General features: G+C 70.4%; 18 protein-coding genes and 2 tRNA genes. 9 read left to right on the top strand and 11 right to left on the bottom strand.

Annotation, left to right across the window (positions count from 1 at the left end; translation table 11 throughout):
- Nucleotides 1-2: 2 nt before the first annotated feature.
- Nucleotides 3-2,192 carry a type VI secretion system Vgr family protein gene (locus tag WMF17_RS41935; RefSeq protein WP_437646539.1) on the bottom strand — a complete coding sequence of 730 codons (2,190 nt, stop codon included), beginning with the start codon at nucleotides 2,190-2,192 and terminating at the stop codon, nucleotides 3-5.
- Between the two features lie 101 nt (nucleotides 2,193-2,293).
- Here WMF17_RS41935 and WMF17_RS41930 point away from each other — a divergent pair, with 101 nt between their 5' ends.
- Entirely contained in the window at nucleotides 2,294-2,818 is a 525-nt protein-coding gene (locus tag WMF17_RS41930; RefSeq protein ID WP_437646538.1) for a hypothetical protein, read from the top strand.
- A 1,026-nt stretch (nucleotides 2,819-3,844) separates the two neighbouring features.
- Here WMF17_RS41930 and WMF17_RS41925 read toward each other — a convergent pair.
- Nucleotides 3,845-3,982, bottom strand: coding sequence for a hypothetical protein (locus WMF17_RS41925; RefSeq protein WP_437646537.1), 138 nt, complete (start codon nucleotides 3,980-3,982; stop codon nucleotides 3,845-3,847).
- A 21-nt stretch (nucleotides 3,983-4,003) separates the two neighbouring features.
- Nucleotides 4,004-4,327: a hypothetical protein gene (locus WMF17_RS41920; protein ID WP_437646536.1), complete on the bottom strand. Its 324-nt coding sequence runs from the start codon at nucleotides 4,325-4,327 to the stop codon at nucleotides 4,004-4,006.
- Between the two features lie 270 nt (nucleotides 4,328-4,597).
- Here WMF17_RS41920 and WMF17_RS41915 point away from each other — a divergent pair, with 270 nt between their 5' ends.
- Nucleotides 4,598-6,367 carry a tyrosine-type recombinase/integrase gene (locus WMF17_RS41915; RefSeq protein ID WP_437646535.1) on the top strand — a complete coding sequence of 590 codons (1,770 nt, stop codon included), beginning with the start codon at nucleotides 4,598-4,600 and terminating at the stop codon, nucleotides 6,365-6,367.
- Between the two features lie 177 nt (nucleotides 6,368-6,544).
- Here WMF17_RS41915 and WMF17_RS41910 read toward each other — a convergent pair whose 3' ends face one another.
- The 3 genes from WMF17_RS41910 to WMF17_RS41900 all read right to left on the bottom strand — a co-directional run bounded on the left by WMF17_RS41910 (nucleotide 6,545) and on the right by WMF17_RS41900 (nucleotide 8,631).
- The gene (locus WMF17_RS41910; protein ID WP_437646534.1) at nucleotides 6,545-8,182 is read right to left on the bottom strand and encodes a DUF262 domain-containing protein; all 1,638 of its coding nucleotides are present in this window, start codon (nucleotides 8,180-8,182) and stop codon (nucleotides 6,545-6,547) included.
- 224 nt (nucleotides 8,183-8,406) lie between these two features.
- Nucleotides 8,407-8,479: transfer RNA gene (locus WMF17_RS41905), tRNA-Lys, on the bottom strand.
- A gap of 78 nt (nucleotides 8,480-8,557) precedes the next feature.
- Nucleotides 8,558-8,631, bottom strand: a tRNA-Arg gene (locus WMF17_RS41900).
- Nucleotides 8,632-8,922: 291 nt separating this feature from the next.
- On the opposite strand from WMF17_RS41900, the gene WMF17_RS41895 reads away from it, so the two are divergent.
- Entirely contained in the window at nucleotides 8,923-10,017 is a 1,095-nt protein-coding gene (locus tag WMF17_RS41895) for a penicillin-insensitive murein endopeptidase (RefSeq protein ID WP_437646533.1), read from the top strand.
- A gap of 13 nt (nucleotides 10,018-10,030) precedes the next feature.
- On the opposite strand, the gene xth is transcribed toward WMF17_RS41895, so the two are convergent.
- Both xth and WMF17_RS41885 read right to left on the bottom strand, forming a co-directional pair.
- Nucleotides 10,031-10,840 (bottom strand): exodeoxyribonuclease III, encoded by an 810-nt coding sequence (gene xth / locus WMF17_RS41890; RefSeq protein WP_437646532.1) that lies wholly within the window; start codon nucleotides 10,838-10,840, stop codon nucleotides 10,031-10,033.
- 100 nt (nucleotides 10,841-10,940) lie between these two features.
- Nucleotides 10,941-11,825: an alpha/beta fold hydrolase gene (locus WMF17_RS41885; RefSeq protein ID WP_437646531.1), complete on the bottom strand. Its 885-nt coding sequence runs from the start codon at nucleotides 11,823-11,825 to the stop codon at nucleotides 10,941-10,943.
- 53 nt (nucleotides 11,826-11,878) lie between these two features.
- On the opposite strand from WMF17_RS41885, the gene WMF17_RS41880 reads away from it, so the two are divergent.
- Nucleotides 11,879-12,490 (top strand): pentapeptide repeat-containing protein, encoded by a 612-nt coding sequence (locus WMF17_RS41880; protein ID WP_437599159.1) that lies wholly within the window; start codon nucleotides 11,879-11,881, stop codon nucleotides 12,488-12,490.
- 36 nt (nucleotides 12,491-12,526) lie between these two features.
- On the opposite strand, the gene WMF17_RS41875 is transcribed toward WMF17_RS41880, so the two are convergent.
- Together WMF17_RS41875 and WMF17_RS41870 are read right to left on the bottom strand one after the other, a co-directional pair.
- Entirely contained in the window at nucleotides 12,527-13,180 is a 654-nt protein-coding gene (locus WMF17_RS41875; protein WP_437646530.1) for a response regulator, read from the bottom strand.
- Nucleotides 13,181-13,369: 189 nt separating this feature from the next.
- Nucleotides 13,370-14,899 carry an IS1380 family transposase gene (locus tag WMF17_RS41870; protein WP_437604211.1) on the bottom strand — a complete coding sequence of 510 codons (1,530 nt, stop codon included), beginning with the start codon at nucleotides 14,897-14,899 and terminating at the stop codon, nucleotides 13,370-13,372.
- Nucleotides 14,900-15,345: 446 nt separating this feature from the next.
- Between WMF17_RS41870 and WMF17_RS41865 the strand changes: the two genes are divergently transcribed.
- The 5 genes from WMF17_RS41865 (at nucleotide 15,346) to WMF17_RS41845 (ending at nucleotide 25,058) form a co-directional block, all read left to right on the top strand.
- Nucleotides 15,346-15,753 (top strand): response regulator, encoded by a 408-nt coding sequence (locus tag WMF17_RS41865; protein WP_437599158.1) that lies wholly within the window; start codon nucleotides 15,346-15,348, stop codon nucleotides 15,751-15,753.
- Between the two features lie 90 nt (nucleotides 15,754-15,843).
- Nucleotides 15,844-18,852, top strand: coding sequence for a glycoside hydrolase family 65 protein (locus WMF17_RS41860; RefSeq protein WP_437646529.1), 3,009 nt, complete (start codon nucleotides 15,844-15,846; stop codon nucleotides 18,850-18,852).
- Entirely contained in the window at nucleotides 18,846-19,841 is a 996-nt protein-coding gene (locus WMF17_RS41855; RefSeq protein WP_437599155.1) for a universal stress protein, read from the top strand. The genes WMF17_RS41860 and WMF17_RS41855 overlap by 7 nt, the downstream gene beginning before the upstream one ends.
- Nucleotides 19,842-19,954: 113 nt before the next feature.
- Nucleotides 19,955-22,318: a Lon protease family protein gene (locus WMF17_RS41850; RefSeq protein ID WP_437599154.1), complete on the top strand. Its 2,364-nt coding sequence runs from the start codon at nucleotides 19,955-19,957 to the stop codon at nucleotides 22,316-22,318.
- A 673-nt stretch (nucleotides 22,319-22,991) separates the two neighbouring features.
- Nucleotides 22,992-25,058, top strand: coding sequence for an ATP-binding protein (locus WMF17_RS41845; protein ID WP_437599153.1), 2,067 nt, complete (start codon nucleotides 22,992-22,994; stop codon nucleotides 25,056-25,058).
- Nucleotides 25,059-25,077: 19 nt separating this feature from the next.
- Here WMF17_RS41845 and WMF17_RS41840 read toward each other — a convergent pair whose 3' ends face one another.
- Nucleotides 25,078-25,599, bottom strand: coding sequence for a M17 family peptidase N-terminal domain-containing protein (locus tag WMF17_RS41840; protein ID WP_437599152.1), 522 nt, complete (start codon nucleotides 25,597-25,599; stop codon nucleotides 25,078-25,080).
- Nucleotides 25,600-25,601 lie beyond the last annotated feature (2 nt).

Here is a 25,601-nt window from a genome sequence, read left to right as displayed (position 1 = left end):
GCTCAACCGATCTTCGAGCCGCCCTGTCGACTGATCGTCCCGTGCACCTGCGTCGAGCCCTTCTTCGCCTTGAGCTTGCCGCCGCCCACGTGCAGCGCCTGCGCCTTGATATTCCCCGACACGTCGATGGTGATCGAGCTTGCCTCGATCAGAACCTCCCCCCCGGCTTTGATGGTGGCGGCGCCGCCCACGTCGATCTTGCCGGCGACCTTGGTGTTCGTCTCGACGCCGGCGTCGGCCTTCTCGCTCGTCGATCCGGCGGTGATCGACTGCGTGCCGATGATCGTGACGCTCGTGCCCCTGCTGGTCTTGAGCGAGCGGGACCCGCCCACGATCTCGGTGCGCGCCGCGGCGGTGGACTCGGTCGCGCCGAGCCCCGCCACGGTCTTCATCGTGGCCCCGATGAGCTGCGTGAAGGCGCCCTTGATCTCGTAGTTCGATTGGTTGCACTGGATGCCGTACGCTGCGCCGATGAGCTCGGTGTACGCGCCCTTCACTTCCACGACCCGGTTCGCCGTGACTTTGAGGAGCTCCATCCCGCCTACCATCTCCGTGCGGCTTCCCTTCACGTCGGTGGATTGCACCGCGCCGATGTTCACCGTTTGCGAGGCGCCGACGGTGTGCGTCTGCGATCCGGAAACGTTCACCGAGAGCGAGAGCCCGACGTCGTGTGTCTCGTTGACGCTCACGCTGCTGTCGGCGCTGCCCCCGACCGTCACCGTCTGATCGCGCACGGCGTGGATGAACATCTCCTGCTTGCCGGCGCTGTCCACCATCCGGATCTCGTTGGTGGTCCCGCCGCCGGGCGAGGTCGCCGACTGGAGCGAGGTGGTCGCCTTCGCGCCCGGTAGGCCGTAGGGCACGACCTGCATCCCGTTGTAAATGCGGCCAAGGACGAACGGTCGATCCGGATCACCGGCGATGTAGCCGACGGGGACCTCCCAGCCCACGCGCGGGAGCAGCATGGATCCGCCCATTCCCATCTGGAGGCAGCGCACCCAGTACGAAGACCTGTCGTCCATAACGCCGGATCGGTCCCAGGCGAAGCGGACCTTCACCCGGCCGAGATCGTCGACGTGGATCTCCTGGCCGCTCGGCCCCGTGGTCATCGCCGGCTCGAGCCCCGGGACGCGCGGCGCGCTCCGCGGCACATCGGGCCGGAACGCCCTAGTCTTGGGCACGAGCAGCGCTCGGGCCTGATAGCCGTGATGGCGCTGCTCGTCGCGCGAGCCGAGCACCACCTCGTGCTCGAGCCCCACGACCAGATATTCCTGGTTCATCCAGTCGTCGGAGCAGCCGTCGATGGTGACGACGCGCCCGGGCCGGAGGCGGATCGAGTTGCCGTGCGCTAGGGCGTGGATCTTCAGGCGCTGGAGTTGCTCGAGCCGCGCCCTTGCGCGATCAGTGGCGCTCGCGGCGGTCAGCACGCTTGCCGGGTACTCGAACCATTCGAGCTCCCCTTCACCTGCCTTGCCCTCGATGAACACGTCGGGCGCGCGGACGTCGTGCTCGCGCAGGTGCACGGCCGTCGGCGTCATCACCTCGACGATCTCAAGCTCCGACAGGTGCCGCCCGCGCACCATCCCGCTCCCGTCCTCGAACTGGATGCTCCCGCCGGGGACTCCATCGTACGAGCCGAGATCGTCGCCGAACACGAGCTGCGCCGTGCCGTCGTCCGTGGCGTCGAACCAGTACGAGATCCCCTCATCGGCGAGGATCCGTTCGATGAACGCCCACTCCGTCTCCCCGTACTGAACGCAGTAGGGGCGCTTTACGTACTGCCCCGTGATTCGCCAGACCTGCCCGTCTCCCAAACCGGCGTCGTTCAAGACCGCCTGTACGATCTCACGGACGTTTTTATCCACGAAGACCCGGTATCCGGCGCGCAACCCGAGGAGCCACTGCGGTGGAGCGAGCTTGACGCGGAAGTGGAAACCTTCACGCCCCTCGGCCTCGAACACGACCTCGGTGACGACGAGGCTCACGGTGCGGGTGACCTGCTCGAGGTCGTCCACGAGCCCGAGCGCCGCGGATGCGCCGATTGCCGCGTCGAGGTCGAGCGCCGCATCGGTGCAAAGAATCTCCACGTCCCACCGGGAGAACGCGTTCATCGCCTCCGTTCCGTGTGCACGGACGACGTTCAGGTCGGTGGGCAGACCATCACACGACAGATGAACGCTGACGGTGTTCATGATGCCGGGGCGATGCTACATCAGCTCCCACGCGAGCACAAGAGCAAGGGCCGTGGACCCGTTGACAATGCGCTCGGCATGCTGGTAACGTGAGAATGCCGATGGCTTTCGAGAGCCCAACGAGTTCCTCGGACGCGGTGGTCGGCGTGCTCGGGGCGCACGTTCGGGACGTTGGTCCATCGGCAGACATCGATGGCGTCGGGATCGAGGACTTCGCCACGATTGGCGCTGCGATCGCCGAAGGCGACCATCCCTTGGAGGACGTGCTCCGCGCGTTCGGCCTGACCACGGCGCAGTGGGATGCGATCTCGGCGCAGCACACTCGCCGGATCGCCGCCGATGCGTTCGAAAACGATCCTTCGACGCTCGCCGATGCCTATGCAGCGGCCTTTGCCCGCGCGCAGGACGCGCTCCGACCCGTTCCAGCGATGACGCCCGAGAACTGGGCCGCGGTCGCGACCGAGGTGGCGGCCCGCGGCGACGAGGCGCTGGTAACCCGGGGTCTCAGGAGGCCGGATTTCCTGCGGCTGTCTCGCCACTGGGCGAGGGAGCTTTCGCGGAGCCCGGCAGTCGCGAAGCGTTATTTCGCTGCCGTGTATGCGGAGGAGCAGCGGCGAAAGGGTTAGACGCCAGAGCCTGCTGCTTGGTGCGGCCGGCCCGTCTCGCTGGCAGAGGCTCTTTCGACAAGCCATCGAGGTCGCTTGCGGTGCGCTTCATCAAGAGTGTCAAGGCTCGGCCTCACGGACCGCAGCTGGGTCGGCCGCGTGGATTCTGTGATCGCGAGCGTCGCCAGCGCCGAGATACGCCCCGGACGCTCCACATTCCGTGCGCCGATTGGTCCTCCCTCGTCGCGATCAACGCGGAGGTATGTCGAACGAGTCGGCGATGCCATTGGCAAGCGCGCTCACGTTGACCTTCGGCGGCGCCCCGGGACTGATCCAATCCGGAGCCTCTTCGAGATCCACCACCCCGGCGCTGTGGTGGATCCACGGCGGCGCTTTCGTGATCCACCGAGCGCGGCGCGCACATGGATCTCGACCGCGACAGGCTGGTCATACCTCGCACCTTTCTGCGAGGTTTGCACTGACCAATCAGTCGCAGTTGGGCGGCCGAGACCCCGAGGCGCCACCACGTCTCCGGCGAGACGGCGCTCCCACTCGCCTCGGGGTCGAGGGCGCAACCGCGCGGCGCACAGGCGTTCTCAGCGAGACAGCGGTCCTGCCGCGCGGCGTGGAGTTCGTCCACTCGCTCAGGTTGCCACGTGGCAACCGCCGCGCGCCCTGCTGCGGCGCTCTCGCGAGATCCACCTTGCTCGGCGGGTCGTCGTGGACGGTGCACGCAGCATGCCGGGTCCGCGGCGCGCGCCCCAAGTGGATCACGAAAGCGCCGCAGGCGGCGCCCTCAGGTGGCGGCGCGGTGGATCAGCTGGGCGCCGAAGGGTGGATCAGAGGTAGGGCGCCGCTGAAGCGTTGACGCACTTCCTCCATCCGGGCGGCACCTTGGTCACCATGGCGGTGCGACTGAGACCTCGACCAAGACCAACCACGGCAAGTCGTCCTCCGCGACGTGGACGAAACGACGGAGGCGAGGCGGGTGGCGCCGTGAAGAAGGGAGCGGGAGCTTGAAGAACGGGTCGAGCCCGTCCTCTTCGCTCACGTAGGCGGCCCGAGCGCGAGCAGCCCGACGAGCACCCGGAGCAGCGAGCACTGTTCCACGAGCGCCCCGGGCTCGACGTCCTGCGTCACGTACTCCGCGTCGCCGTCGGCTGGCCTCGGCTCACCCGGTTGCAAAGATGCACCTTCGTTCCCCGATCACGGCCATTCCGCGGTATTCTCGAGCTTCGCCGCGGAGATATTACATGCGCGGGCTGCGTCGCTGGGCGCGAAGGTTCTCATGACCTCCATGGCAGCGCGTTCCAGCCTGTCGAGCGCCTTCCTCGCGACGGCTGGCATGGGGCCGTTAGGAGCGCTCGCCGCAACCCAGACCATGGCCTGCACAACGTTGGCGATCGTCAGGTAGGTCTCCCGCGCATCCGCATCGACATTGTTCGACCCTTCGAGCACGATGTTCATGAGCTTCACGAGCTGATCGAGGATGCGCTCTCCCGCGACGACGCCGCGGCGCTCCTTCGACAAGAACGAGAGGGGATGCTCAGGGTCGCGCTCGTCTGCCGTGAGCTCGTCGGGGTCGGAGCTGACCGCCTGCGCCGGATCCTTTCCGGGCGCCTTGCGCTTGCGCTTGCGCGTGGTGGATGGCGCGTTCTTCGGTCGCTTGCGTGAATCCATCGGAGGAAACGAAGCCCGGGTTGCAGGGTGCCGAGCGCTGATGCCCCCACCCCCCTCAGCGCTTCACCGTGGGTGTAACACGGGTGCGGCATCGTGGCGGCGTCCCTCACGCGTGCCGCCATGGATCGCCCCGCTCCTCGTCACCTCCTCGCTGGTGACGCCGATGCCTCGACGCTCGGCGGGGAGCGGCTGTGCGCCGAGGAGCCTCGTCCTTCGCGCTGCAAAACTGGAGGGCGCGGCGGGAATAAGAAAGGCGGAGAGCTCGCCCTGCGCAACCACGCGCAGGTACCCGCCGTGCAGCACGGCGCCGAGTTCCTCACGGTGGAGGAGGTCGCACGCGTTCTGCGCGTCGCCACGAAGACGGTGCGTCGGTGGATCAACACCGGCCGGCTCGTCGCCCACCGTATCGGACCGAACACCGTGCGCGTCGATGCCACGAGCGTGACGCGTCTGCTGGCAGCTTCGCCGAGCGAGGCCGCCGACGGGATTTTCATGGCCACGAAGAGGGAGGGCTCGCCCAGCGAGTCGCGACTTCTACGGCAGCGAGGCCGCTCCAAGGTCTGGACCGCGGTCGTCAACAACGAGGAAGTGCCGCTCGGCACGACGGACGAGGTCGAGGCGCGCAGGCGGCTTAGAGAGATCACATCGACGGCGCCCACCGCTCCCCCGTCGACGCAGCCCAGCCGCGGTCGGCGGCCCTGGCGCGTCTACCGGGAAGGCGAGCGCTTCGTCGTGAAGTACTACGACGCGGAGGGGAAGCGGCGTACCCGCCGCCTCGACGAGGACGCCGGCGTGCTCGTCACCACCGAGGCGGAGGCCGAGAAGTACGCCGAGATCTGGTTCCGCGAGAACATCGAGCACTCCGGGCCGGCGCCCGTGTCCGTCACCCGGGTCGTGTCGGGCGACGCAGGGCGCATCACGTTCGAGCAGTTCGGGCGGCTCTGGACGAGCGGCGAGCTGGCCAACCGCTATCCCGACCATGTCAAGCTGAAGCGCACCGCGAACGCCGACGAGGGGCGGCTCAGGATGTACGTCTACCCGATCGTCGGGAATCACCCGATGTCGGACTTCGAGGGACCGGCGGGTGTCACTCTCGCGGAGAAGGTGCTCGAGGCGCTGCCACCGATCGGACCTACGTTCAGCAGAGCCTCGCGTCGCCAGGTGATGCAGGCCGTGAACCGGCTCTTCGTGCTCGCCGTGTACCCCGCGAAGTTGCTGTCGGCGAACCCTCTTCCGAAGGGGTTCTTGCCGAAGGCGGACACGACGAAGGCCAAGTCGTATGTGTACTCCGACGAGGACGCAAAGCTACTCGCCTGTCGCACGATTCCGCTCGTCAAGCGGCTCTTCTACGGGCTCCTGGCGCGCGAAGGCTTCCGCGTCTCCGAGCTGCTCTCGCTCGAGTGGTCCGATCTCGACCTGGAGCGAGGGGCAGTTCACCTCGACCAGAACAAGACGGACGAGCCGCGAACCTGGGCGCTCGATCCCGGCGACGTCGAGGCGCTGCGCCGGTGGAAGAAGCACTTCGCCGGCAGTCGCGCGCCGAGCAAGCCCGTCCTCGTCGACCGCCTTGGCGGCACCGTGAACAGGTTCGGCGCCGCGGAGGACCTGCGCGCGTACCTGAAGGAGGCGGGCGTTCACCGGCCGCAGTTGTTCGAGGCGAGCGGCACACGCATCCCGCTCCGCGCACACGACCTACGGGCGACCTTCGTCACCGTGAACCTCGCCGCCGGGAAGACCGAGGCATGGATCACCGACCGGACGGGGCACAAGTCGTCGCAGATGATCTACCGCTACAAACGACAGGCCCGGACCCACGCCGAGCTCAACCTTGGCACCCTGAAGCCACTGCATGAGGCGATCCCCGAGCTCGCCGAAGTGACGTCGACCTGAGCTGGAACCGAAAGCCCGACGATGTCGCGAGCGTCGGGCTTTCGGGTTCACTGCCCAGGCCAGTACCCTGGCGGTCCCAGCACGTCGAAGCGTCTGGCGATCGTCACCGACACCATCTGGGCGCATCCATCCGGCGACGAGCCTCTCGGCGAGACGCGGCTCGCGTCGCGTAGCAGTTCATCGTACGAGGAAGCCCTGCACGCGCTTCGTGACGAGCGCCCGCCGCTTCTCGACGAACTCGGGGAACTTGTCCTTCGCGAGAAGCGAGCGAGCCTCGATCAAGAAGTCGTCGAGCAGCTCCTGGTCCGAGATGGACGCGAAGTAGTCCAATGGGGCACTCGCGTTCTTGCGGATGTTCCTCAGCTTGCCGAGGTACGCGAGGTTCCCGATGTCGTCGACCATGTCGCCGTAGAGCGGCCGGTACTCCGACTGCGGGAACACGTGGTCCACCTCGGCGCGCTCCTGCCAGGACAGCGTGTCCTTGGCCGCGTTCGGCTGCGCGATGTTGAGCGCGAGCCGCGAGTTCTCGTTGAGCATGTCGGCCGTCGTCGTGACGAAGTGGTGGCGCTGTCGGGCCTTGACGACGTTGAGGAGGTCGTCGAGGGGTAGCGCTCCACCGGCCTTCTTCTGAATCACCTCTCGGAGCCAGCGGATGCGCGCCTCGGGGCTGCGCCCGCCCAAGAACTTGTTGAAGAGCAGGAAGTACATGAGCGATCGAAGGCTCGTGCGATCGGCGTCCGGCACCGAGCCGTTCTTCTGTTTGCTCAAGAAGTAGATGACGGGGAAGAGCGTGGCCTCGGGGTCGATGAGGCTGGCCGAGAGCAGACGTACGTCCGACGAGCGGCAAAAGTCGATCGCGGACTTGAGCGCAGTGGAGAACACGTCGAACCTCGACTGCATCGCGTCCCAGTGCCGATCGATGTTCTCGACCTCGAACGAGGGCGGCGCGTCGGCGACGGTGAGAAGCCCGCGGATAATGAAGTCCTTGTCGATCGGAAGGACGCCGACTTTCTTCTGGATCTCGCTCGCTAGGCCGTCGAACGACTCGCGCGCCCGCGTCCACTTGGTCTTGATCAGGCTGAACATCAGGTCGGAGCGCGTGAGGACCGTGCCTCCGGAGTTCACGCGCACGAAGATGTCGAGGATCTCGTTGATGGTCCGCGCCTGCTTCGCGTCGATCACGTCGTCGTCGATCGTCTCGGCGGGGACGTTTCTGTGGAATACGTCCCGGAGGCGGCGGATGTTCCGCCGCGCGATCTTCGCATCATCCCCGCCGAGCGGAACTGCCGCGACAACCTTGTCGATCTCGTCATCGACGAAGTTCACGTTCCACCCGAGGACCTCGCCCACCGGGACGAAGCGCTTCGGCCGGTTCATCGCGTCGTCTCTCCAGAACTGGAAACTGTAGTTCTTCCCCGTGCCGTCGTCGTCGTTCGGATTCACCGGCGCGACGGCGTCGGGGCCGCTCGTCACGTTGAAGTAGAGCCTGCGATGGTCGTGCGTGCCGAAGACGGCGAGGTAGAACGACTGGAGCCGCTGCTGCCCGTCGAGCACCATCCGCATCTTCTTGCCGACCGGCTTCACCTTCGTCGTGTGCGTCAGCCCCGGCTTGAAGTCGCGGACGAACTCGCGGTACGCGACCTCGAGAAATTGCGTGTTCCAGAGGAGAAGCGAGCCGAACGGGTACCCGCGCATGAGCGAGTCGAGGAGCTGCCGGATCTGCTCCTCCTTCCACACGAAGTCGCGCTGGAGGTCGGGGAGGACGATCTCTTCTTCGCGGATCTCGTTGAGGAGCGTGAGGATCGACTTGGCCATCGCGCCGACGATAGTAGCTGCCGGACGAGGGAGCACGTGCGAGCTCACCGCCACCGGATTCTCGATCGCCCGCCCTTCGACGACGACCGGCTGGGGCCGTGCCCCAGAACGTCGAGAACCCGGCGATCTTGTCGATCGTCGGGCTCTTGGTTCATTGTCCCAGCCGTTGTCCCGGCTGTCGCAGCCAGCCTCTCGGGCTGGCTGCATTCCTCAATCATCTCGGGTGGGCCATGAAGGACTTGAACCTTCAGCCAATGGATTAAGAGTCCACTGCTCTACCAATTGAGCTAATGGCCCGGATGAGTTGTCAAACCGACGGATTCTGAAACAGTCCCGGGATCTGGCCGGATCGCTTGCGTCGTCCGTTGAGCCCGGTACGCCCGGCCTGATTCGAACAGGCGACTTTCGGATTCGAAGTCCGACGCTCTATCCAGCTGAGCTACGGGCGCTCCTGCGCGCCCCTCGGCGAGGCACGCGGAACGCTTCTAACCGCACCGGTGCCGTTGTGTCAAGGCGATGAAGCGACGTGACGCGCAATTCTCAGGCCGCCGTCGCCGCTGAGCCTGGACGGACGCTTCCATGAGCTCGCCCGCGCGGCGCGACGCACCTCCACCTGCCGCAGCCGGCCGAGCGCCCCCCGCGGCCTCGCCTTCCGCCTCGCCTCACCTCGCCAGCGGCGGCTGCGCGGCCGCGAAAGAATTTCTCTGCCCGCCGCGCCGCGGGTAGGGTCCGCCCCCGTCATGCCGTTGCTTCGCCCGCTCTCTCGCCGCTGCTTCGCCTCCCGGGGCCCTGTCGCCGCGCTCCTTCTCGCGCTCGCGCTCTCGGTCGCGACGCCGGCCCTGGGCGCCCCGGCGAGCACACAGCCGGCCTCGGCGGAGCAGCAGCCGGACAGGCGCCCGCAGGGCAAGCGCTCCGCCGCGCGCCGGAGCTCGGCCGGCGATGAAGGCGGAGCGCGGGCGGCACGGAGCGCCGGGGCGAAGGGGAAGGCCGCGGACCGCGCGAGCAAGAAGCGCGCGGCGAAGCGGGACGAGACCTCCCGCGCGGCGCGCGGCGGCACCGCCGCCGAGGCCGGCGAACGCAGGCTGCTGTCGAAGGGGGCGCCCAACCGGGGACGGTTGACCGGCGCGGTGCGGCTCCGGTCGTCGAGGCACCTCAAGACGCGCGAAGGCGCCAGGACATGGGGGCTGCCCGTGCTCGTGAAGGCCCTGCGGCGCGCCGCCTTCCAGGTGGCCAAGAAGCACGGCGACTCCGCGCTGCTCGTCGGAGATCTCTCGGCCAGGACAGGGGGCCCGCTCGACGGGCACAACTCCCACCAGACGGGGCGCGACGTCGACGTCGGGTTCTACGTCGTGAACTCGAAGGGCAGGACGCTGCGCACCGACCGGTTCGTGGCGTTCGACGACAGGGGCAACGCCATCGGCCTCCCCGGGGCGCGGTTCGACGACAAGCGCAACTGGGCGCTCGTCGAGGCGCTGCTCCAGGACCGGCAGGCAAGGGTCAAGTACCTGTTCGTGACCGACGCGCTGAAGGCGCGGCTGCTCGCCCACGCCGCGAAGAAGCGCGTCCCGGCGGAGCTCCGGACCCGGGCCGCCGCCGCGATGATGAGCCCCAGGGACGCCGATCTGCACAACGACCACTTCCACATCCGCGTGATGTGCCCCCCGTCGATGCGCGCCGCCTGCATCGAGGAGTCGCTCGCCCGCCCGGCGTGCGCCGCCGACGAAGCGAAGAAGCCGCTCGACGCCAGCGCGCCCGCCGCGTCCGCGCCGGCAGCGGGCGCCGCCGCCTCGTCCGCGCCGTCAGCGAGCGCCGCCGCCGCGGACGCCCCCCGCTGACGCCCCGCCGCGCTCAGGCCGCCGGCACGGCCCCGGGCGGCGCCGCGCCGTCCGCGAGCTCCACCACGACCGGCGCGTGATCGGAAGGTCGCTGGAGCTCCCGCGGGCGCGTGTCGATCGACACATCGGTGCATCGCGCGGCGAGCGGCCGCGTCAGCAGCGCGAGGTCGATCCGAAGGCCCTTGTTGCGCCGGAACGCGCCCATCCGGTAATCCCACCAGCTGTACGCCGCCTTGGCGGGGTGACAGGCGCGGAACGCGTCCACGAGCCCCCACTCTATCAGGCGGCCCAGCGCCGCCCGCTCGTCCGGATGGAAGAGCACCTGCCCTTCCCACTTCTTCGGCTCGGCGACGTCGATGGCCTCGGGCGCCACGTTGAAGTCGCCGCAGATCAGGATCTCCTGATCGGGCCGGTAGCTCGCCTCGAGCTCGCGCCGGAGCCGCTCCAGCCAGGCGAGCTTGTAGGCGAACGCCGGCGTGCCCACCGCCTGCCCGTTGGGCACGTAGACGTTGATGATCCGGATCCCCTCGACCGTGGCCGACAGCATCCGCCGGGCGACGTCTTCCTCGTCGCCGTCGAGGCCCTTCTTCACGTCGTCCACCGACAGGCCGAAGCGCGCGGCGATCGCGACGCCATTGTAGGACTTCTGGCCGAAGATGACGGACCGGTAGCCCACCTCGGAGAGCGCAGCCTCGGGGAAGCTGCCGTCCTCGACCTTCGTCTCCTGCATGCAGACGACATCGGGCGCGGCGCGGACCAGCCAGCTCGTGAGCTGCTCGAGCCGCGTGCGGATGGAGTTCACGTTCCAGGACGCGATGCGCATGGGTCCCCTCACCGATAATGGATGGACAGCAGGACGGAAAGCCTGGATCCGGGGGCGCGCGCGCCGTTCACCCCGTTCACCGGGGACAGGGGAGCGCCGGTCACAGGGCCGCCCGGATCACGTCGAAGAGGCCGTCCGGATCGTCGACGTGGAGCCAGTGACCGGCGCGCGGGAGGACGTGGACCGAGAGCCAGGGCGCGCGCGCCGAGAGCGCCTCGAAGCGGGCGCGCGACGCCGGCGGGATCGACGCCGACCTGCCGCCGAGGACGACATGGATGCGCCGCGCCTCGACCCCCGGGCCGGGCGGCGCCGGCGGGTCCTCCAGGACGTGCCACAGATCGCGGGCGAAGTAGTCGGTGAGCAGCTCGTTCAGGACGTCGAGGTCGAGCCGGATGCGAAAGCCGTCGCCGTCGCGGCGGACGTTCATCGCCAGCCACTCGGCGATGCCGCGGCTCAGCCCGGCCGCCTGCACCGCCTCCAGGAACGCCTCGCGCGACGCGATCGGCTGCGGGATCGCGCGGAGCAGCTCGAGCACGTCGGGGCTCTCCGAGCCGCTCTCGCCGGCGGGCCTGGCGCTCGGATCGACGTCGAGGAGGAAGCCGCGCTCGAGGCCCTCGGGCCGGCGCTCGAGGTAGGCGAGGGCCACCTTGCCGCCGAACGAGTGGCCCATGACGCCGCGGACATCGAGGCCGAGGCGGTCGCCCAGCCGGAGCAGGTCGTCGGCCGCCGCCGCGATGGTGTGCGGCGCAGGCGGGCTCTGCGACATGCCGTGGGCCCGCAGGTCGACAAGGATGAAGCCCCACGGCCGGGCCGCGGCGCCGGGCGCGCCGCCGGCGGTCTGGGCGTCGGCGAGGCGCCGGACGAAGGTGCGCCAGTTGGCGCCGGAGCCGAAGATGCCGTGCAGCACGAGCATCCAGCGGGCAGGCGCCGCGGCGGGCGCGGTGACGAGGGCGTGGTGGGGCACGAAGGCGGCGTGGGCGTTCATGGCTCTCCGGGCGGCGCGAGCGCGCGGCCTGCGCCTAGCGCTAGCATGGCTCCATGGTCAAGAAGCCCCCCATCGCGCCGGCGAGCGCGGACGCCGCGGAGGACCAGGTCGTCCAGCCGCCGAGGCCGGAGCGCTTTCATGGATCGACGCTCACCGGGGCCGATTTCGACGACGTCGACCTGCGCGGCGCGCGCCTCCACAACGTCGCCCTCACGAAGGCCGATTTCGACGACGTCGACCTGCGCGGCGCACGCCTCCACAACGTCGCCCTCACGAAGGCCGATTTCGACGACGTCGACCTGCGCGGCGCACGCCTCCACAATGCCGCGCTCGCGGCGGCCGAGCTCGACGACGTCGACCTGCGCGGCGCACGCCTCCACAACGTCGCCCTCGCGAAGGCCGAGCTCGATGACGTGGACCTGCGCGGCGCACGCATCGACGACACCGACGCCGCGGAGACCCGGTGGTCCGGCGCGAGCCTGCGCGGCGCTCGGATCGAGGCGTCGGACCTCCGCGACGTCACGATCGTCGGCTGCAAGATCGATGGGCTCACCATCGACGGCGTGCGGATCGATCGCCTGCTCGAGGACGCGAAGCGCCGAGCGAGCGCGAGCTTGGCGCCTCCGGGGAGGCGGAAATCGAAACGCCCCGCTCCCACGAAGTGAGAGGGGGCGCGCGCCCGCGCCGTGACCGCGGCCGGGCTACGCCTCGATGAGCCCGGTGCGGACCGCGATGCGGGTCAGCTCGACCGCGCTCTTACATCCGAGCTTCGCGTAGATGCGCACGCGGTGGGTCTCCACCGTCTTCGGGCTGATCGTGAGCCGCGCGGCCGTCTCGCGCGTCGACACGCCGGCCGCGAGCAGCCGGAGCACCTGGCGCTCGCGCGGCGTCAGCGCGTCGAGGCCGCCGGAGCCCTCGCTCGCCGGCTTGCGCATCGCCCGCACGACCGCGCCCGCGATGCTCGAGGACAGCGGCGCGCCGCCCGTCGCGATCCGGCGGATGCCCTCGACGACCTCCTCGAGCTTCGAGGTCTTCACGAGGTATCCCTGCGCCCCGGCGCGCAGCGCCTCGGCGACGCGGAACTCGTCGTCGTAGCCGCTCAGCACGAGCAGCTTCGCCTGCGGCAGCTGCGCTCTCAGCGCCCCGAGCAGCTCGATGCCGTCCCGGTCGGGGATGTTGAGATCGACAAGCACCACGTCCGGCTTGCAGCTCGCCGTTTCGCGCAAGGCGTCGGCTGCTGTCCCGGCCTGGCCCACGACGACCATGTCGGGCTCGTCCGAGAGCGCTCGAGCGAAGCCTTCGCGGACGACCGGATGATCGTCGATCAGATAAATGTGCAGCTTGCTAGCCCTCAAACAAGCGCTTGGCGACCCTCGAAATGGGCCGAACCGCCGTCTCGAATCGCCGAGCGGATCCGTCCTGCCGGAGAGCCGGGATTCGGTGATCGTCGCTGCGGCTGGTCAAGGATCCCTCGTTTCGTGGTTCGAGGTTGTGGGTTCGCGGTCGGGCTGCCCGTGCCTCAGTGCGTCGGGCAGCCCCGGCCGTCAGAGCGCATCAAGGAAGCGGAAGAAGATGGGCAGCTCGGGACGCCAGGCAAGGAGCCGATAGACGAGAGTTCGACCGGTATGGAGGATCTGCGCCGGAACGAGAATGAAACGCTGCACGAAGGAGCGGAATTCCATGCGCAGAACGCGCTCTCGATCGGCTTGGTGTGCTTCGTGCCATCGCGGCGCCGTGGGCATGAGCAAAGAGAACCAAGCCTTGAGCGACCACGCGAGCGACGCGATCACCATATAGGCCCAGTTCGACTCGAGCGTGTTCAGCGGGGCGCGCAACGCCGGGACGCCGCTCTTCAATTGCGCGAGCAGATTTTCCTGGTTGCAGCGGCAGTTGGCCTCGCGGACGACCTGCTCGCACGTCATCTCGCGATCGTTGGTCACGTAGAAAAAGTAGCGGAAGGTCTGTCCCAGGTACCGCTGGCCCCTTTCCTCAACGATCGTCTTGCGAAGCACGACGAAGCGGTACGATCGCGCCGCCTTGGTGGGTCGATGCTCGAATTCCGCCAACTCCTCACGCTCGAGGCGCATATTACGATACTCGCGCTCACGGACGATCTGCTCCTTGATGCGTGGTTGCTTCGCGCGCCGCTTGCTCTCCTCGAAGAGGGTGTCGGCCTTGCGAACGAGCTCTTGATAATCGCTCACATCGTCACCTTCAGCGCGTGCCACCATCGGCTTGTAGGCATCGTACCCGAACACGAAGCGTACGCCGTCGTCGTGCCAACGGTCGAAGTACGCGGCCTGCGAGAAGGCCGTGTCGCCGCGCAGCAGGATGTCCGTCCAGCCGGCGCGACGGCAGAGCGTGATCGCGCGCGCGAAGAATTCGGGCGCTCTCTCCTCGGAAGGTCGGTTCCCGCTGCGGTTGACGACGAACAGCGGCTCCCCGGTGTTCGCCAGCGAGACCACAAGCGGGTGGTAGCCCCATATTCCGTTGTACGCGATGTCCATGCCCTGCTTGCACTCACCGCTGGTGGCGACGAGCGAGCCGTCCGCGTCGATTCGCGCCGTCTGCTCGAAGAACGCCTGCGACTGCCTCTGCCAGACGCCGACGCGCACGTCGTTCACGACGTCCATCAGGCCCTGGATCTGCTCGGCCCCGAAGCGCCTGCAGAAGTCGCCCGCAGTGGTGGGATCCGGGATCGTACGCGCACCGAGCGCATCGAGGAACGCCCTGTCGTTGCGGCGCACCTCGATGTCATCGAGCACCGCTCCGCCGCACAGGAAATTATAGGCAATGTTGAGAACATGGTCGGCCTCGCTGTACGGGCGCCGGCGCTTCAAGATCGGCAGCCTCGTGTCGAGCGCGGTCACCAGCCCGACCTTCCAGGCCAGTTGATGAATGGCCCCGAGCCCGCCACAGGGGATGGCGTGAACCCGGTCGGACGCCTCGTAACGAATCGTGCGTGCAGCGAACTCGGGACCCGTTCCACGCGGCTCGCGTCCGCCCTCGACGGGCTTCAGTCGGCGCGCGATCTTTCTCGCTTCACTTTCGGCCCAATTTCGTCGATCCTTCACCTGAAAAGCCTCCGGGTGTTTTGTGTCAAGCTTCAGCAACTCGACGAACACCCGGGCTTTTCATTTTGATCCCGCTACGAAGCGATTTCGACGCGCTTGATCGAGGGCTAGCAGGGGTTTCCGCCATGATGACCACAGGGGGATTGGAGTGTCCTTCGGGCCACAATTCGATACCCGCAAGCAGTCCAAGTCAAGCTGCTCGGGTCGTCCTGGGAGGAACCTTACAGGGGTATCAGGTGCTCAACGATCTGCAAGCAACGGCGCGGCGGCAAGCCCAATTGATAAGGAAAACTCCGTCCTGAGCGAGTTTCGGAGCTCAGTGGAGATCTGCGGCGTGGGAGGCGCCACGACGCGACGCCGCGGCATGCCCCATGCCGTCGCGGCGGCCGTCTGTTATCCTTTGCGCGTCTCATGCGCCGAAAAGGCCAGCGATCGAGAGGAATTGGATGAGCTCGCCAGGCCCTTCTCCATGCCTGGCCGGCGCCTCGCCGCTCGCGCGCGCGGAGATCTTCATCGTCGACGACGACCCCGCGCTCGTCGAATCGCTGATGGACCTGCTCTCCGACGAGGGCTACCGCGTTCAGGGGTTCACACGACCGCTGGAGGCGCTCGATCGTCTCGCCCGCGGCGACCGGCCGCGGGCCGTGCTGCTCGACTACGTGATGCCCGAGATGACCGGCGATGAGTTCCTCGCCGCGCTCGCCGCGGCGGGCGTCGAGGTGCCAGTCCTCCTGCTCTCCGGGGTGAGCGAGCCCAGCATTCGTGGCGCCGTGGCCGGCGTGCTCGCGAAGCCGTTCGACGTCGACCGCCTCCTCGTGGTGCTCGCTCGGCTGACCGGCACCGTGCAGCGCTAGCCCACCGCCGCCGCGCCCCTCCCTGCTCCCGGCCTGCACAGGCGCGGCGGCACGCTCCTCGCGTACCGTGGTCCCCGGGGGAAGCCGGGGATGTCGTCACTCCTAGACAGCGCCGCCGGGCCGCCTGCCCTCACGCGAGGCGGGCCGGGCAGCCCGGGCCTCGCGAGCCCGCCGGCGGCCGCGACCAGGCTGCCGGCCGAGCTGCACCACCGCTTCCGCTTCATCGCGATCGACGCGAGCCTCCTCCCGGAGGCGGCCGACGCGGCTGCGGCGCTGCTCGCGGTGGGGGCGCGCGTGGCGCTCCTCGCCCGCGAGGGCGTGCCCCACCTCGCGCGGCGGCTCGAGCGCGTCGTGCGGCCGGAGAACCGCAGGCGGCTCTTCGTCGGCGCGCTCGGGGGCGCGGAGCTCTACGGCTTCGATCGCCGCGGCGCCGCGATCGCGCTGGTCGACAGGGCGGAGCCGCACGGGCGCTCCGCGGTCGCCGCGCTGCTCGCGCAGGTGATCGCGCCGCTCCGCATCGCGCGGCACGACTGGCTCGCGATCTCGCCGGACCCGGGCGGGGGCGCGCCGGCCGCGGACGCCCGCGGGCTGCGCGACGCGCCCGAGCTCGCCGGCGCGATCCACGCGACGGCCGGCGCGCAGCGGCTCGGCGAGATCCTCGCGCTCCAGCGCGAGCTCGACCGGGAGCTCGGCCCGCTCGCGGCGCCGCGCGACGCCGCGTGGTCCATCGAGGAGCCGGGGTTCGACGTGGCGCGCGAGCACGAGATCGAGTCGCTGCTCGCGATCGCCAACGGCTACATCGGCTCGCGCGCGTCGCTCCCGGAGGGCTCGCGCGTGTCGCGGCCGGCGACGTTCATCGCGGGCGCATTCGAGCCCTCGGCCGACGTGAGCCGCGTCCCGGAGCTCGTGATCGCCCCCGACTGGGGCCGGCTGAGCGTCACCATCGAGGGCGAGTCGTTCTCCGCGGAGACGAGCGGCGTGCTGCACCACCTCCGCGCGCTCGACATGCGGCGCGGCGTGCTGCTGCGCGAGTGCCTGCGGCGCGGCGAGGCGGGGCACCTCACGCACCTGCACACGCTCCACGCGGCGTCGCTCGCGAACCGCCACGTCCTCGTCGAGGCGCTCAGCGTCGCCCCCCTGAACTTCACCGGCACGATCCGCGTCGACGCGATCCTGAGCGGCGACGTGAAGAGCGCGAGCGGCGCGGCGCACTGGGAGCGCTTCACGGCGGACGCGAGCGCGGACAGCCTGCTCCTCGTCGGGCACACGCGCGGCGGGCTCGAGACCGCGATGACCTCGCACCTGCGCGTGCTCCCGGGGCAGGCCGCCGAGGGCTCGCCCCCGCCCGAGGCCGGGGAGGGCGCGTGCTGCGAGCGCACCGAGGGCGCGCGCTCCATCGCCGAGCGCTGCGACATCAGCGTCCGCGTCGCCGAGCCGCGCCGCCTCTTCCGGACGACGACGCTGCACACGTCGCGCGAAGCGCCCGCGCCGCGCGAGGCGGGCGAGGCGCTCCAGGCGGAGCTCTCGCGGCGCGCCATGGACGACGTGCTCGGCGAGCACGCGCGCGCGTGGGCAGAACGCTGGCGCCGCGCCGACGTCGAGATCGACGGCGCTCCGAAGATCGAGCGGGCGCTCCGGTTCGCCCTGTACCACCTCATCGGCGCCGCGAACCCGGACGACCCGCGCTGCTCCATCGGCGCGCGCGCGCTCAGCGGGGAGGCGTACCGCGGCCACGTCTTCTGGGACACCGATATCTTCCTCGTCCCCTTCTACACGCACTGCTACCCCGAGGCCGCGCGCGCGCTGATGCTGTACAGGCACCGCACCCTGGCGGGCGCGCGCCGCAAGGCGAAGGCGCTCGGCTACGAGGGCGCCCTCTACGCGTGGGAGTCGGCGGACACGGGCGACGAGACGACGCCGCCGCTCGTCGTCACGCCGTTCGGCGAGGTGACCCGGGTGCTCTCCGGCGAGCAGGAGCACCACATCAGCGCCGACGTCGCCTACGCGGCGCACGCTTACGGCCGCGCGACCGGCGATCTCGACTTCGAGCGCGGCGAGGGGGCCGAGATCCTCATCGAGACCGCGCGCTTCTGGGCGAGCCGCGCCGAGATCGGGGCGGACGGCCTCGCCCACATCCGGCGGGTCATCGGGCCGGACGAGTACCACGAGGCCGTCGACGACAACGCGTTCACGAACTGGATGGCGCGGTACAACCTCCGCGCCGCCGCGGACGTCGTCCGGCGCGGCGTCGCGCGGGGCGACGTGCTCGCGCGGCTCGACCTCCGGCCCGAGGAGGTCGACCGCTTTCGCGACGTCGCGGATCGCATGGTCCTCGGGATCGACCCGCGCACGGGCCTGATCGAGCAGTTCGCGGGCTACTTCCGCCTCGAGCCGTTCTCGATCGCCGACTACGCCGTGCGCAGCGCGCCGATCGACGTGCTGCTCGGGCGCGAGCGGACGCAGGCCTGCCAGGTGGTGAAGCAGGCAGACGTCGTGCAGCTCCTCGCGCTGCTCTGGAGCGCGGTGCCCGCGGGCGCTCGGCGCGACAACTTCCTCTACTACGAGCCGCGCACCGCCCACGGGAGCTCGCTGAGCCCGGGCATGCACGCGCTCGTCGCCGCCCGGCTCGATCTCCACGCGCACGCCGAGCGCTACTTCGACCAGACCGCCGACATCGATCTTAGCAACACGATGGGCAACGCCGCGGCAGGCGTGCACATCGCCGCGATGGGCAGCCTCTGGCAGGCGGTCGCGTTCGGCGTCGCCGGCGTCACGCGGGTGCCGCGGAGCGCGCTCTCGCAGCAGCTCCCTCACGCGCCGCCCAGCGCGGGCGAGGACGAGGCGATCGCCATCGAGCCGCACCTGCTTCCGGGCTGGCGGCACCTCAAGATCCCGATCTTCTGGCGAGGGCGCGCGCTCGAGATCCACGTGGAGGACGGCGCGGTGGAGGTCGCGCTCGAGGGGAGCGCGCCGCTGCCGATCGGCCAGCTGGACGCGGGCGCGCCCGCCTCGGCCGTGCTGGCCGAACCGGGGCGCCGCTATGCCACGCGGCGGATCGGCGGCCGGTTCCAGCCATGGGAGGAGGTCACGACATGCTGAGCGCTGTGCGCGATGGGTCTCTCGGCGAACGCGGGGCGCTGTCCGGGCCGGCCGCCGAGGCCGAGCCGTTGATCGGGGCGCGCGAGGGGGGCGACGAGGCCTCGCCGGAGAGCGGCGCGCGGAGCAGGAACGTGCTCGTCGCGCTCCACGGCCGCCGCGCCCACCTCGACGCCCTCGGGCTCGGGCGGATCATCGCCGGCGCGTTCCAGGCGCCGCTGCACGGGCTCCTCGTCTGCTTCGAGCCGATTGACGCGAGCGAGGTGCCCGCCCACCTCGGGGTCGCCCCGGAGGCGCTGCAGGGCGTGGTGCTGCAGGTCGCGGCGAGCGAGGATCCGCCGGGCGCGCTCGCGTTGGCGGCGAGGGGCCACGGGGCCTCGATCGTGGTGGTGGCCTCCGAGCCGGAGGAGCTCCTGGACGAGCGCCTGGGCGTCGGCCGGCTCGCCGCGCGCGCGCTGGAGGCCGCCGCCTACGGGGTCGTCGTCATCGGCCCGGCGACCCGGTCGTCGTCGCGGCTGGAGCGCATCCTCCTGCCGCTCGACGGGACCCCCAGCACGGCCGCCGCCATCGCCCCCGCCGGAGAGCTCGCCCGCAGGCTCGGCGCCGAGCTCGACATCGTGATGGTCGGCTGCGCCTCGCCGCGGAAGGAGGCCGACGACGACGCACCGCCCGTCTCGGCGCCGGCGCCCTCCGAGCCGGGCGCGATGGTGGCGCCGCTGTACGTCGACCAGCCCCACCATGAGTGGCCCGCGTTCACCGAGGAGTTCCTGGGCCGGTTCCTGAGCGCGATCGGCCACTGCCCCCACGACGTCGCCACGCGGTTCTTCCTCGGCAAGGGCGAGCCGGCGGCCGAGATCCTGCGGTTCGCCGGCCAGCTGGCGAGCGATCTCGTGGTGCTGGTCTGGCACGGGCAGCTCGAGGATCACCACGGCGGCGTCTTCCGCGACGTGCTCTGCGGCGCCCCCTGCCCGGTGATGGTCCTGCGGCGATAGAGCGCGCTCCCCGCGCGCGCTCCGGCGCGCTCGCCGGCGCGGATCGGCGCGCCGGCGCCCCGCCGGTCGGGCGCCACGCCAACGAGCGGCGAAAGGCGCTATCGTGCGCCGCCATGGTCTCCCGGAAGCTGCCCGCCAGCGAGTGCCGCAAGATCGTCGAGCCCCAGAGCTTCCGCTTCTCCTCGACGGAGGAGGTCGCGCCGCTGTCTGCAGGCATCGGCTCGCAGGAGCGCGCCCTCGCCGCGCTCGCCTTCGGTCTCGACATCCGCCAGCCCCGCTTCCACGTCGTCGTCGTCGGCGCGCCGGGCACGGGCCGCACGTTCTGCGCCCGCGCCGTCGCGAAGCGCATCGCCGCGAGCCGCCCCACGCCCGACGACATCCTCCTCTTGCCGAACCCCCACCGCCCGAGCGAGCCGACGGTCCTGTCGCTCCCCCCGGGCGAGGGGCGCCCCTTCGTCGAGGCGATGGAGGAGCTCCACGAGAAGCTCGTCGACGCCCTGCGCGGCGCGACCGAGGGCGAGCGCTTCAAGCAGGCGCGCGGCAAGATCCAGCGCCGGGTCAACGCGGAGGAGCGGCGGCTCGAGGAGCAGCTCAAGTCCGCGGCGCGCGAGCTCGGCCTCGACCTCGTCCGCGGCGACGACGAGGTGCAGATCACCTCGATCCAGGACGCCTCGACCTCGCCGGACAGCGAGGCCCTGCTCACCATCGCCGGCTCCATCGAGGAGTTCGAGATGCGGCTCGCCACGGTGCAGGACGAGGCCGACGTCGAGCTGCGCGGCGTCGTGAAGCAGCTGCTCAGCGACGGCGTGAAGGGCTGTTTCCAGCCGGTGCGCGCGCGCTTCGAGGGGCGCGACGACATCAGCGCCTTCCTCGCGGACGTCGAGACGGTCGTGTCGAAGGAGTTCCGCCTGCTCGTCGACGAGGCGCGCGGCGAGGAGGGCGGCGGCACCCTGCCGCGCGGCGTGGTCGTCCCGACGCTGCTCACCGAGCACACGCCCGACTCCGGCGCCCCCGTCGTGGAGGTCCCCTACCCCACGCTGAGCGCCCTCTTCGGCCGCACCCACGCGCCGCCCGACTCCGGCTTCCCGCCGGAGCCTGGCTTCGCCGTCGCGGGCGCGCTCCACGAGGCGGCCGGCGGCTTCCTCATCCTGCCCGCGGGCGCGCTCCTCAAGAACGAGGCGCTCTACGAGCAGCTCAAGGCCTGCCTCCTCGCCGGCAAGTTCATCGTGCCCGAGCACAACCCGTCGTACTTCCGCGGCACCTCGGAGGAGCTGCTCTTCCCGCCGATCCCGATCGACGTGAAGGTCGTCCTCGTCACGAACCCGCAGCTCTACCAGGACCTGCACGACGCCGATCCCGAGTTCTCGCAGCTCTTCAAGGTGCAGGCGCGCTTCGAGACGACGATCTCGCTCGACCAGGCGCTGCTCACCTACCCCGTGTTCCTCGCCGGCTTCGCGCACGATCGCGGCCTGCCGCCGATCACGGCCGACGGCGTGACCGCGCTCCTCTTCCACGGCGGCCGGCTCGCGGAGAGCCAGACCAAGGTGAGCGCGCAGCTCGGGATCATCGCCGAGGTCGCGACCGAGGCCGGCTACCGGGCCCAGCGCCGCGGCCGCAAGGTCATCGACGGCCCCGAGGTCAACGAGGCGCTCGAGTCGGCCCGCCGCCGCGGCAGCCATTTCCGCGACCACGTGCACGAGATGCTCTCCGACGGGACGATCCGCATCGACGTGACCGGCCGGCGCGTCGGGCAGGTCAACGCGATCTCGGTCCTGTCGGACGGCCCGCAGACGTTCGGCCGCCCCTGCCGGGTGACGGCGGTCGTCTACCCGGGCCGCGAGGGCCCGGTGAACATCGCGCGCGAGGTCGAGATGTCCGGCCCGCTCCACAGCAAGGGCGTGCTCGTCCTCACGGGCTTCCTCGCGGACCGGTTCGCCCAGCGCCGCCCGCTGTCGTTCGGGGCCTCGCTCGTCTTCGAGCAGACCTACGAGCCGATCGAGGGCGACAGCGCCTCGTCGAGCGAGCTGTACGCGCTCCTGTCGGCGCTCTCCGGCGTCCCGATCCTGCAGGAGCTCGCCGCGACGGGCAGCATCGACCAGCAGGGGAGCATCCAGCCCGTCGGCGGCATCAACGAGAAGATCGAGGCCTTCTTCGATCTGTGCGCCGCCAAGGGCCTGACGGGCGAGCAGGGCGTGCTGATCCCGAGCGCCAACCGCGACGCGCTCATGCTGCGGGGCGACGTCATCACGGCGATCGAGGCCGGCCGCTTCCACGTGTTCGAGGTGAGCTCGGTCGAGGAGGGCATCGAGATCATCACCGGCGTCCCGGCGGGCGTCGCCGACGCGGAAGGGAGGTATCCGGAGGGGACCGTATTCCACGCGGCGGACCAGCGGCTCGAGCGCTTCCACCAGGCGATCGCCGACACGATGAGAGGGGGGCCGAGCGCGGATCCCCGGAGCATGCTCCGGGGTCGCTGAGGAGGCCCCCATGCTGGCGTCGTCGCAGCGCTTCGAGCCGGCCGCGGTCCGCCCCGACCAGGTCGCGCGCGCCGCCGGTCCGCCCGATGAGCCCGCCGGATGATCGGGCTCATCGACGAGAAGTGACGGACTCTCGCTCTCCGGGCCGTCTCTCGCCGACCCCCGCAGCTCAGCGCTTCACCCGAGGCTCCGGAGAGGCGGTGAGCTCCGCCTCGCGCCGCGCACTCGTCGAGGCGCGCGCAGCGCCGTGGAGCCGCGATTCTCCAGAAGGCATCGAGTCGGCCGACTGGGCACCAAATTCAGCCGACTGGGCGACTGTCAATCGCCATTTGCCTGATTCACCGTACAGAAACGCCCGTATGCTGCTTGTGGGCAGCCCAGCCCGCCCGGACGATCGGGTGGGCTCGTGGCTGGGATTCCGGTGGACCGTGGGGGGTGCAACGTTGCGAGCGGTTGGCGTCTGGTAGAAAAAGGATGCTGTACGCAAAATGCATCGGGCCAGGTAGGCTTCTCACGACGGCCGGGGGAGAAGGCATGCCAACCTGCACGGGTGGCCAATGAGGGTGGGGGCGCCGCGGGGGGGCATCGGCGGGTGCAGCGCCGGTTCAGCCACGACCGTGCGGTCCGCCGTGGCGGCTGCCCTCGCTGACCGGAGCCTGCCTGGGAGGCTCCCATGATCCACCCGTCGGACAACCCGCCTCATCGCATCCTCATCGTGGACGACAGCCCCACGTACCTGCACCAGGTCGCGGCGGCGATGCGCGACGAGGGCTACGTCGCGGTGCTCGCCCACTCGGGGGAGGAGGCGCTCGCGCGGCTCACGGCGGCGCGCGTCGACGGGATCCTGCTCGACATGGTGATGCCGGGGCTGTCGGGTCCGGCCACGTGCCTCCGCATCAAGGCGAACGCCGCGTGGCGGTCGATCCCGCTCCTCATGCTCACCGGCCGGGACGACCACAAGGCGATCCTCGACGCCCTCTCGGCCGGCGCCGACGACTTCGTCACGAAGACGGGCGAGCTCACCGTGCTCAAGGCGCGCCTGCGCGCGCAGCTGCGCCGCAAGCACTACGAGGACGAGAACCGCAGGATGCGCGAGCTCCTCCTGCGCCGGGAGATGGAGGCGGCCGAGGCGCGCGCCGACCGGCGCCTCAAGCAGAGCGAGGAGCGGTTCCGCCTCATCGTCGAGGGCGTGCAGGACTACGCCATCTTCATGCTCGATCCCGCGGGCCGCATCGCCAGCTGGAACCCGGGCGCCGAGCGGATCAACGGCTACCGCGAGGACGAGATCCTCGGCCGTCACTGCTCGGTCCTCTTCCCGCCGGAGGACATCGAGCTCGGCAGGCCCGCCGCGGAGCTCGAGTGCACGGTGGAGACCGGCCGCTCGGTCCAGGAGGGCTACCGCGTCCGCAAGGACGGCACGCGCTACTGGGCGAACGAGGTGATCAGCGTCCTCTTCGACGAGGCCGGGCGCCTGCGCGGCTTCGCGAAGGTCACCCGCGACGTGACCGAGCGCCGCCGGGTCCACGAGGCGCAGCGCATCCTCGTCTCGGCCGGGCAGATCCTCGGCGAGTCGCTGGACTTCGAGGAGACGTTGCGGCGCGTGGTCCGCGTCGCGCTCCCTGATTTCGCCCAGATCTGCGTGCTCCTCCTGCAGGACGAGTCCGGCGCGCTCGAGCGGCAGGTGACCGCCCACGCGGATCAATCGATGGCGGCGGCGACCGAGCTCCTCGGCAAGCTCACGGCCGACTCCGCCGGGCGCGGGATCGGCAAGGTCCTGCGCACGGCGCAGCCGGAGCTCATCCCCCGGGTGACCGACTCGTTCGTCCGCGCGATCTCCTTCGATCAGGCGCACTACGAGGCGCTGCGCTCGCTCTCCCTCGCCTCGCACCTCGCGGTCCCGCTGACCGCGCGCGGCCGGACGCTGGGCACGCTCTCGTTCGCCTCGACCCACCGGCGCTACGACGCCGTCGATCTCGATCTCGCGCAGGATCTCGCGCGGCGCGCGGCCCTGGCCGTCGACAACGCCCGGCTCTACCGCGAGGCGAAGCTCGCCGTGCGCGCGCGCGACGAGTTTCTCACGATCGCCTCCCACGAGCTCCGCACGCCGCTCACGCCCATGCAGCTGCAGGTCGACGGCCTGCTGCGCGCCGGCAAGCGCGGCGATCTCACGGCCGAGCGCGCGACGCCGCGGCTCGAGATGATCAAGCGGCAGGTCGAGCGGCTCGCCCGGCTCATCACGAACCTGCTCGACATCTCGCGCATCTCCGCGGGCCGCCTGCAGATCGAGCTCGAGGACGTCGATCTGGCGGCCACGGTGAACGATGTGCTGGATCGGTTCCGCGACGAGCTCTCCGCGGCGGGCTGCCCGGTCGACCTGTCGGCCTCCGCCTCGATCGTCGGCCGGTGGGACCGCCTGCGCCTCGATCAGATCGTCACGAACCTCCTCTCGAACGCCATCAAGTACGGCGCCGGCAAGCCCATCGACGTCGCGGTCCGGGACCTCGGGGATCGCGCCCGCCTGGTGGTGCGGGATCGCGGCATCGGCATCGCGCCGGACCAGCAGGCCCGCATCTTCGAGCGCTTCGAGCGCGCCGTCTCCAGCGAGAACTACAGCGGCTTCGGCATGGGGCTGTGGATCGTGCGGCAGATCGCCGACGCGCTCGGGGCGACGATCGAGGTCGACAGCCGCCCGGGCGACGGGGCGACGTTCACCGTCGACCTGCCGAAGACGCTCGCCTGACGCGCCCGCGCCGCGCGCGCTACAGCACCCGCCGCACCCGGCGGCGCTGCTCGATCATGTGCTGCGTGATCTGCTGCCGGCCCTCGGCGCGCTCGACCAGCGTCCACACGTTGTCGCCGCGCTCCCTGCCCGCGCAGTCGAGGAGCGCGTCGGCCGCCTGCTCGGCGGGGATGAGCCCGTCGTGCCGCCCCGGCAGCTCCACCACGGCGACGCGCGTGCAGAGCCCGCCCATCGTCGCGAGCATCCGGCGCACGACCTCGCGGAAGATCGCCTCGTCGAACGCGTCGCGCCGGCCGGCGCCGAACAGGACGAGCTTGTCGAAGGCCATGCGCGGCTTGCACGGGATCATCACGACCTCGCCGAGCTCGCAGGTGATCAGGCCCTGCCGCCTCAGCTCCGAGAGCCGGCCGCCGAGCCGCCAGTCGCAGAGGCCGGCCACGCCGTGGGCGGGCAGCGCGTCGCTGAAGGGGGCGCACGCGAGCACCTCGGAGTCGAGCTCGTCGAGGCTCTGCAGGTCGGGGGAGATGAACCGGAGCTCCACGG

The organism is Sorangium sp. So ce362 (assembly GCF_051519845.1).
GTDB lineage: Bacteria > Myxococcota_A > Polyangia > Polyangiales > Polyangiaceae > Sorangium.
This window is presented reverse-complemented; position numbering and strand designations above follow the sequence as displayed.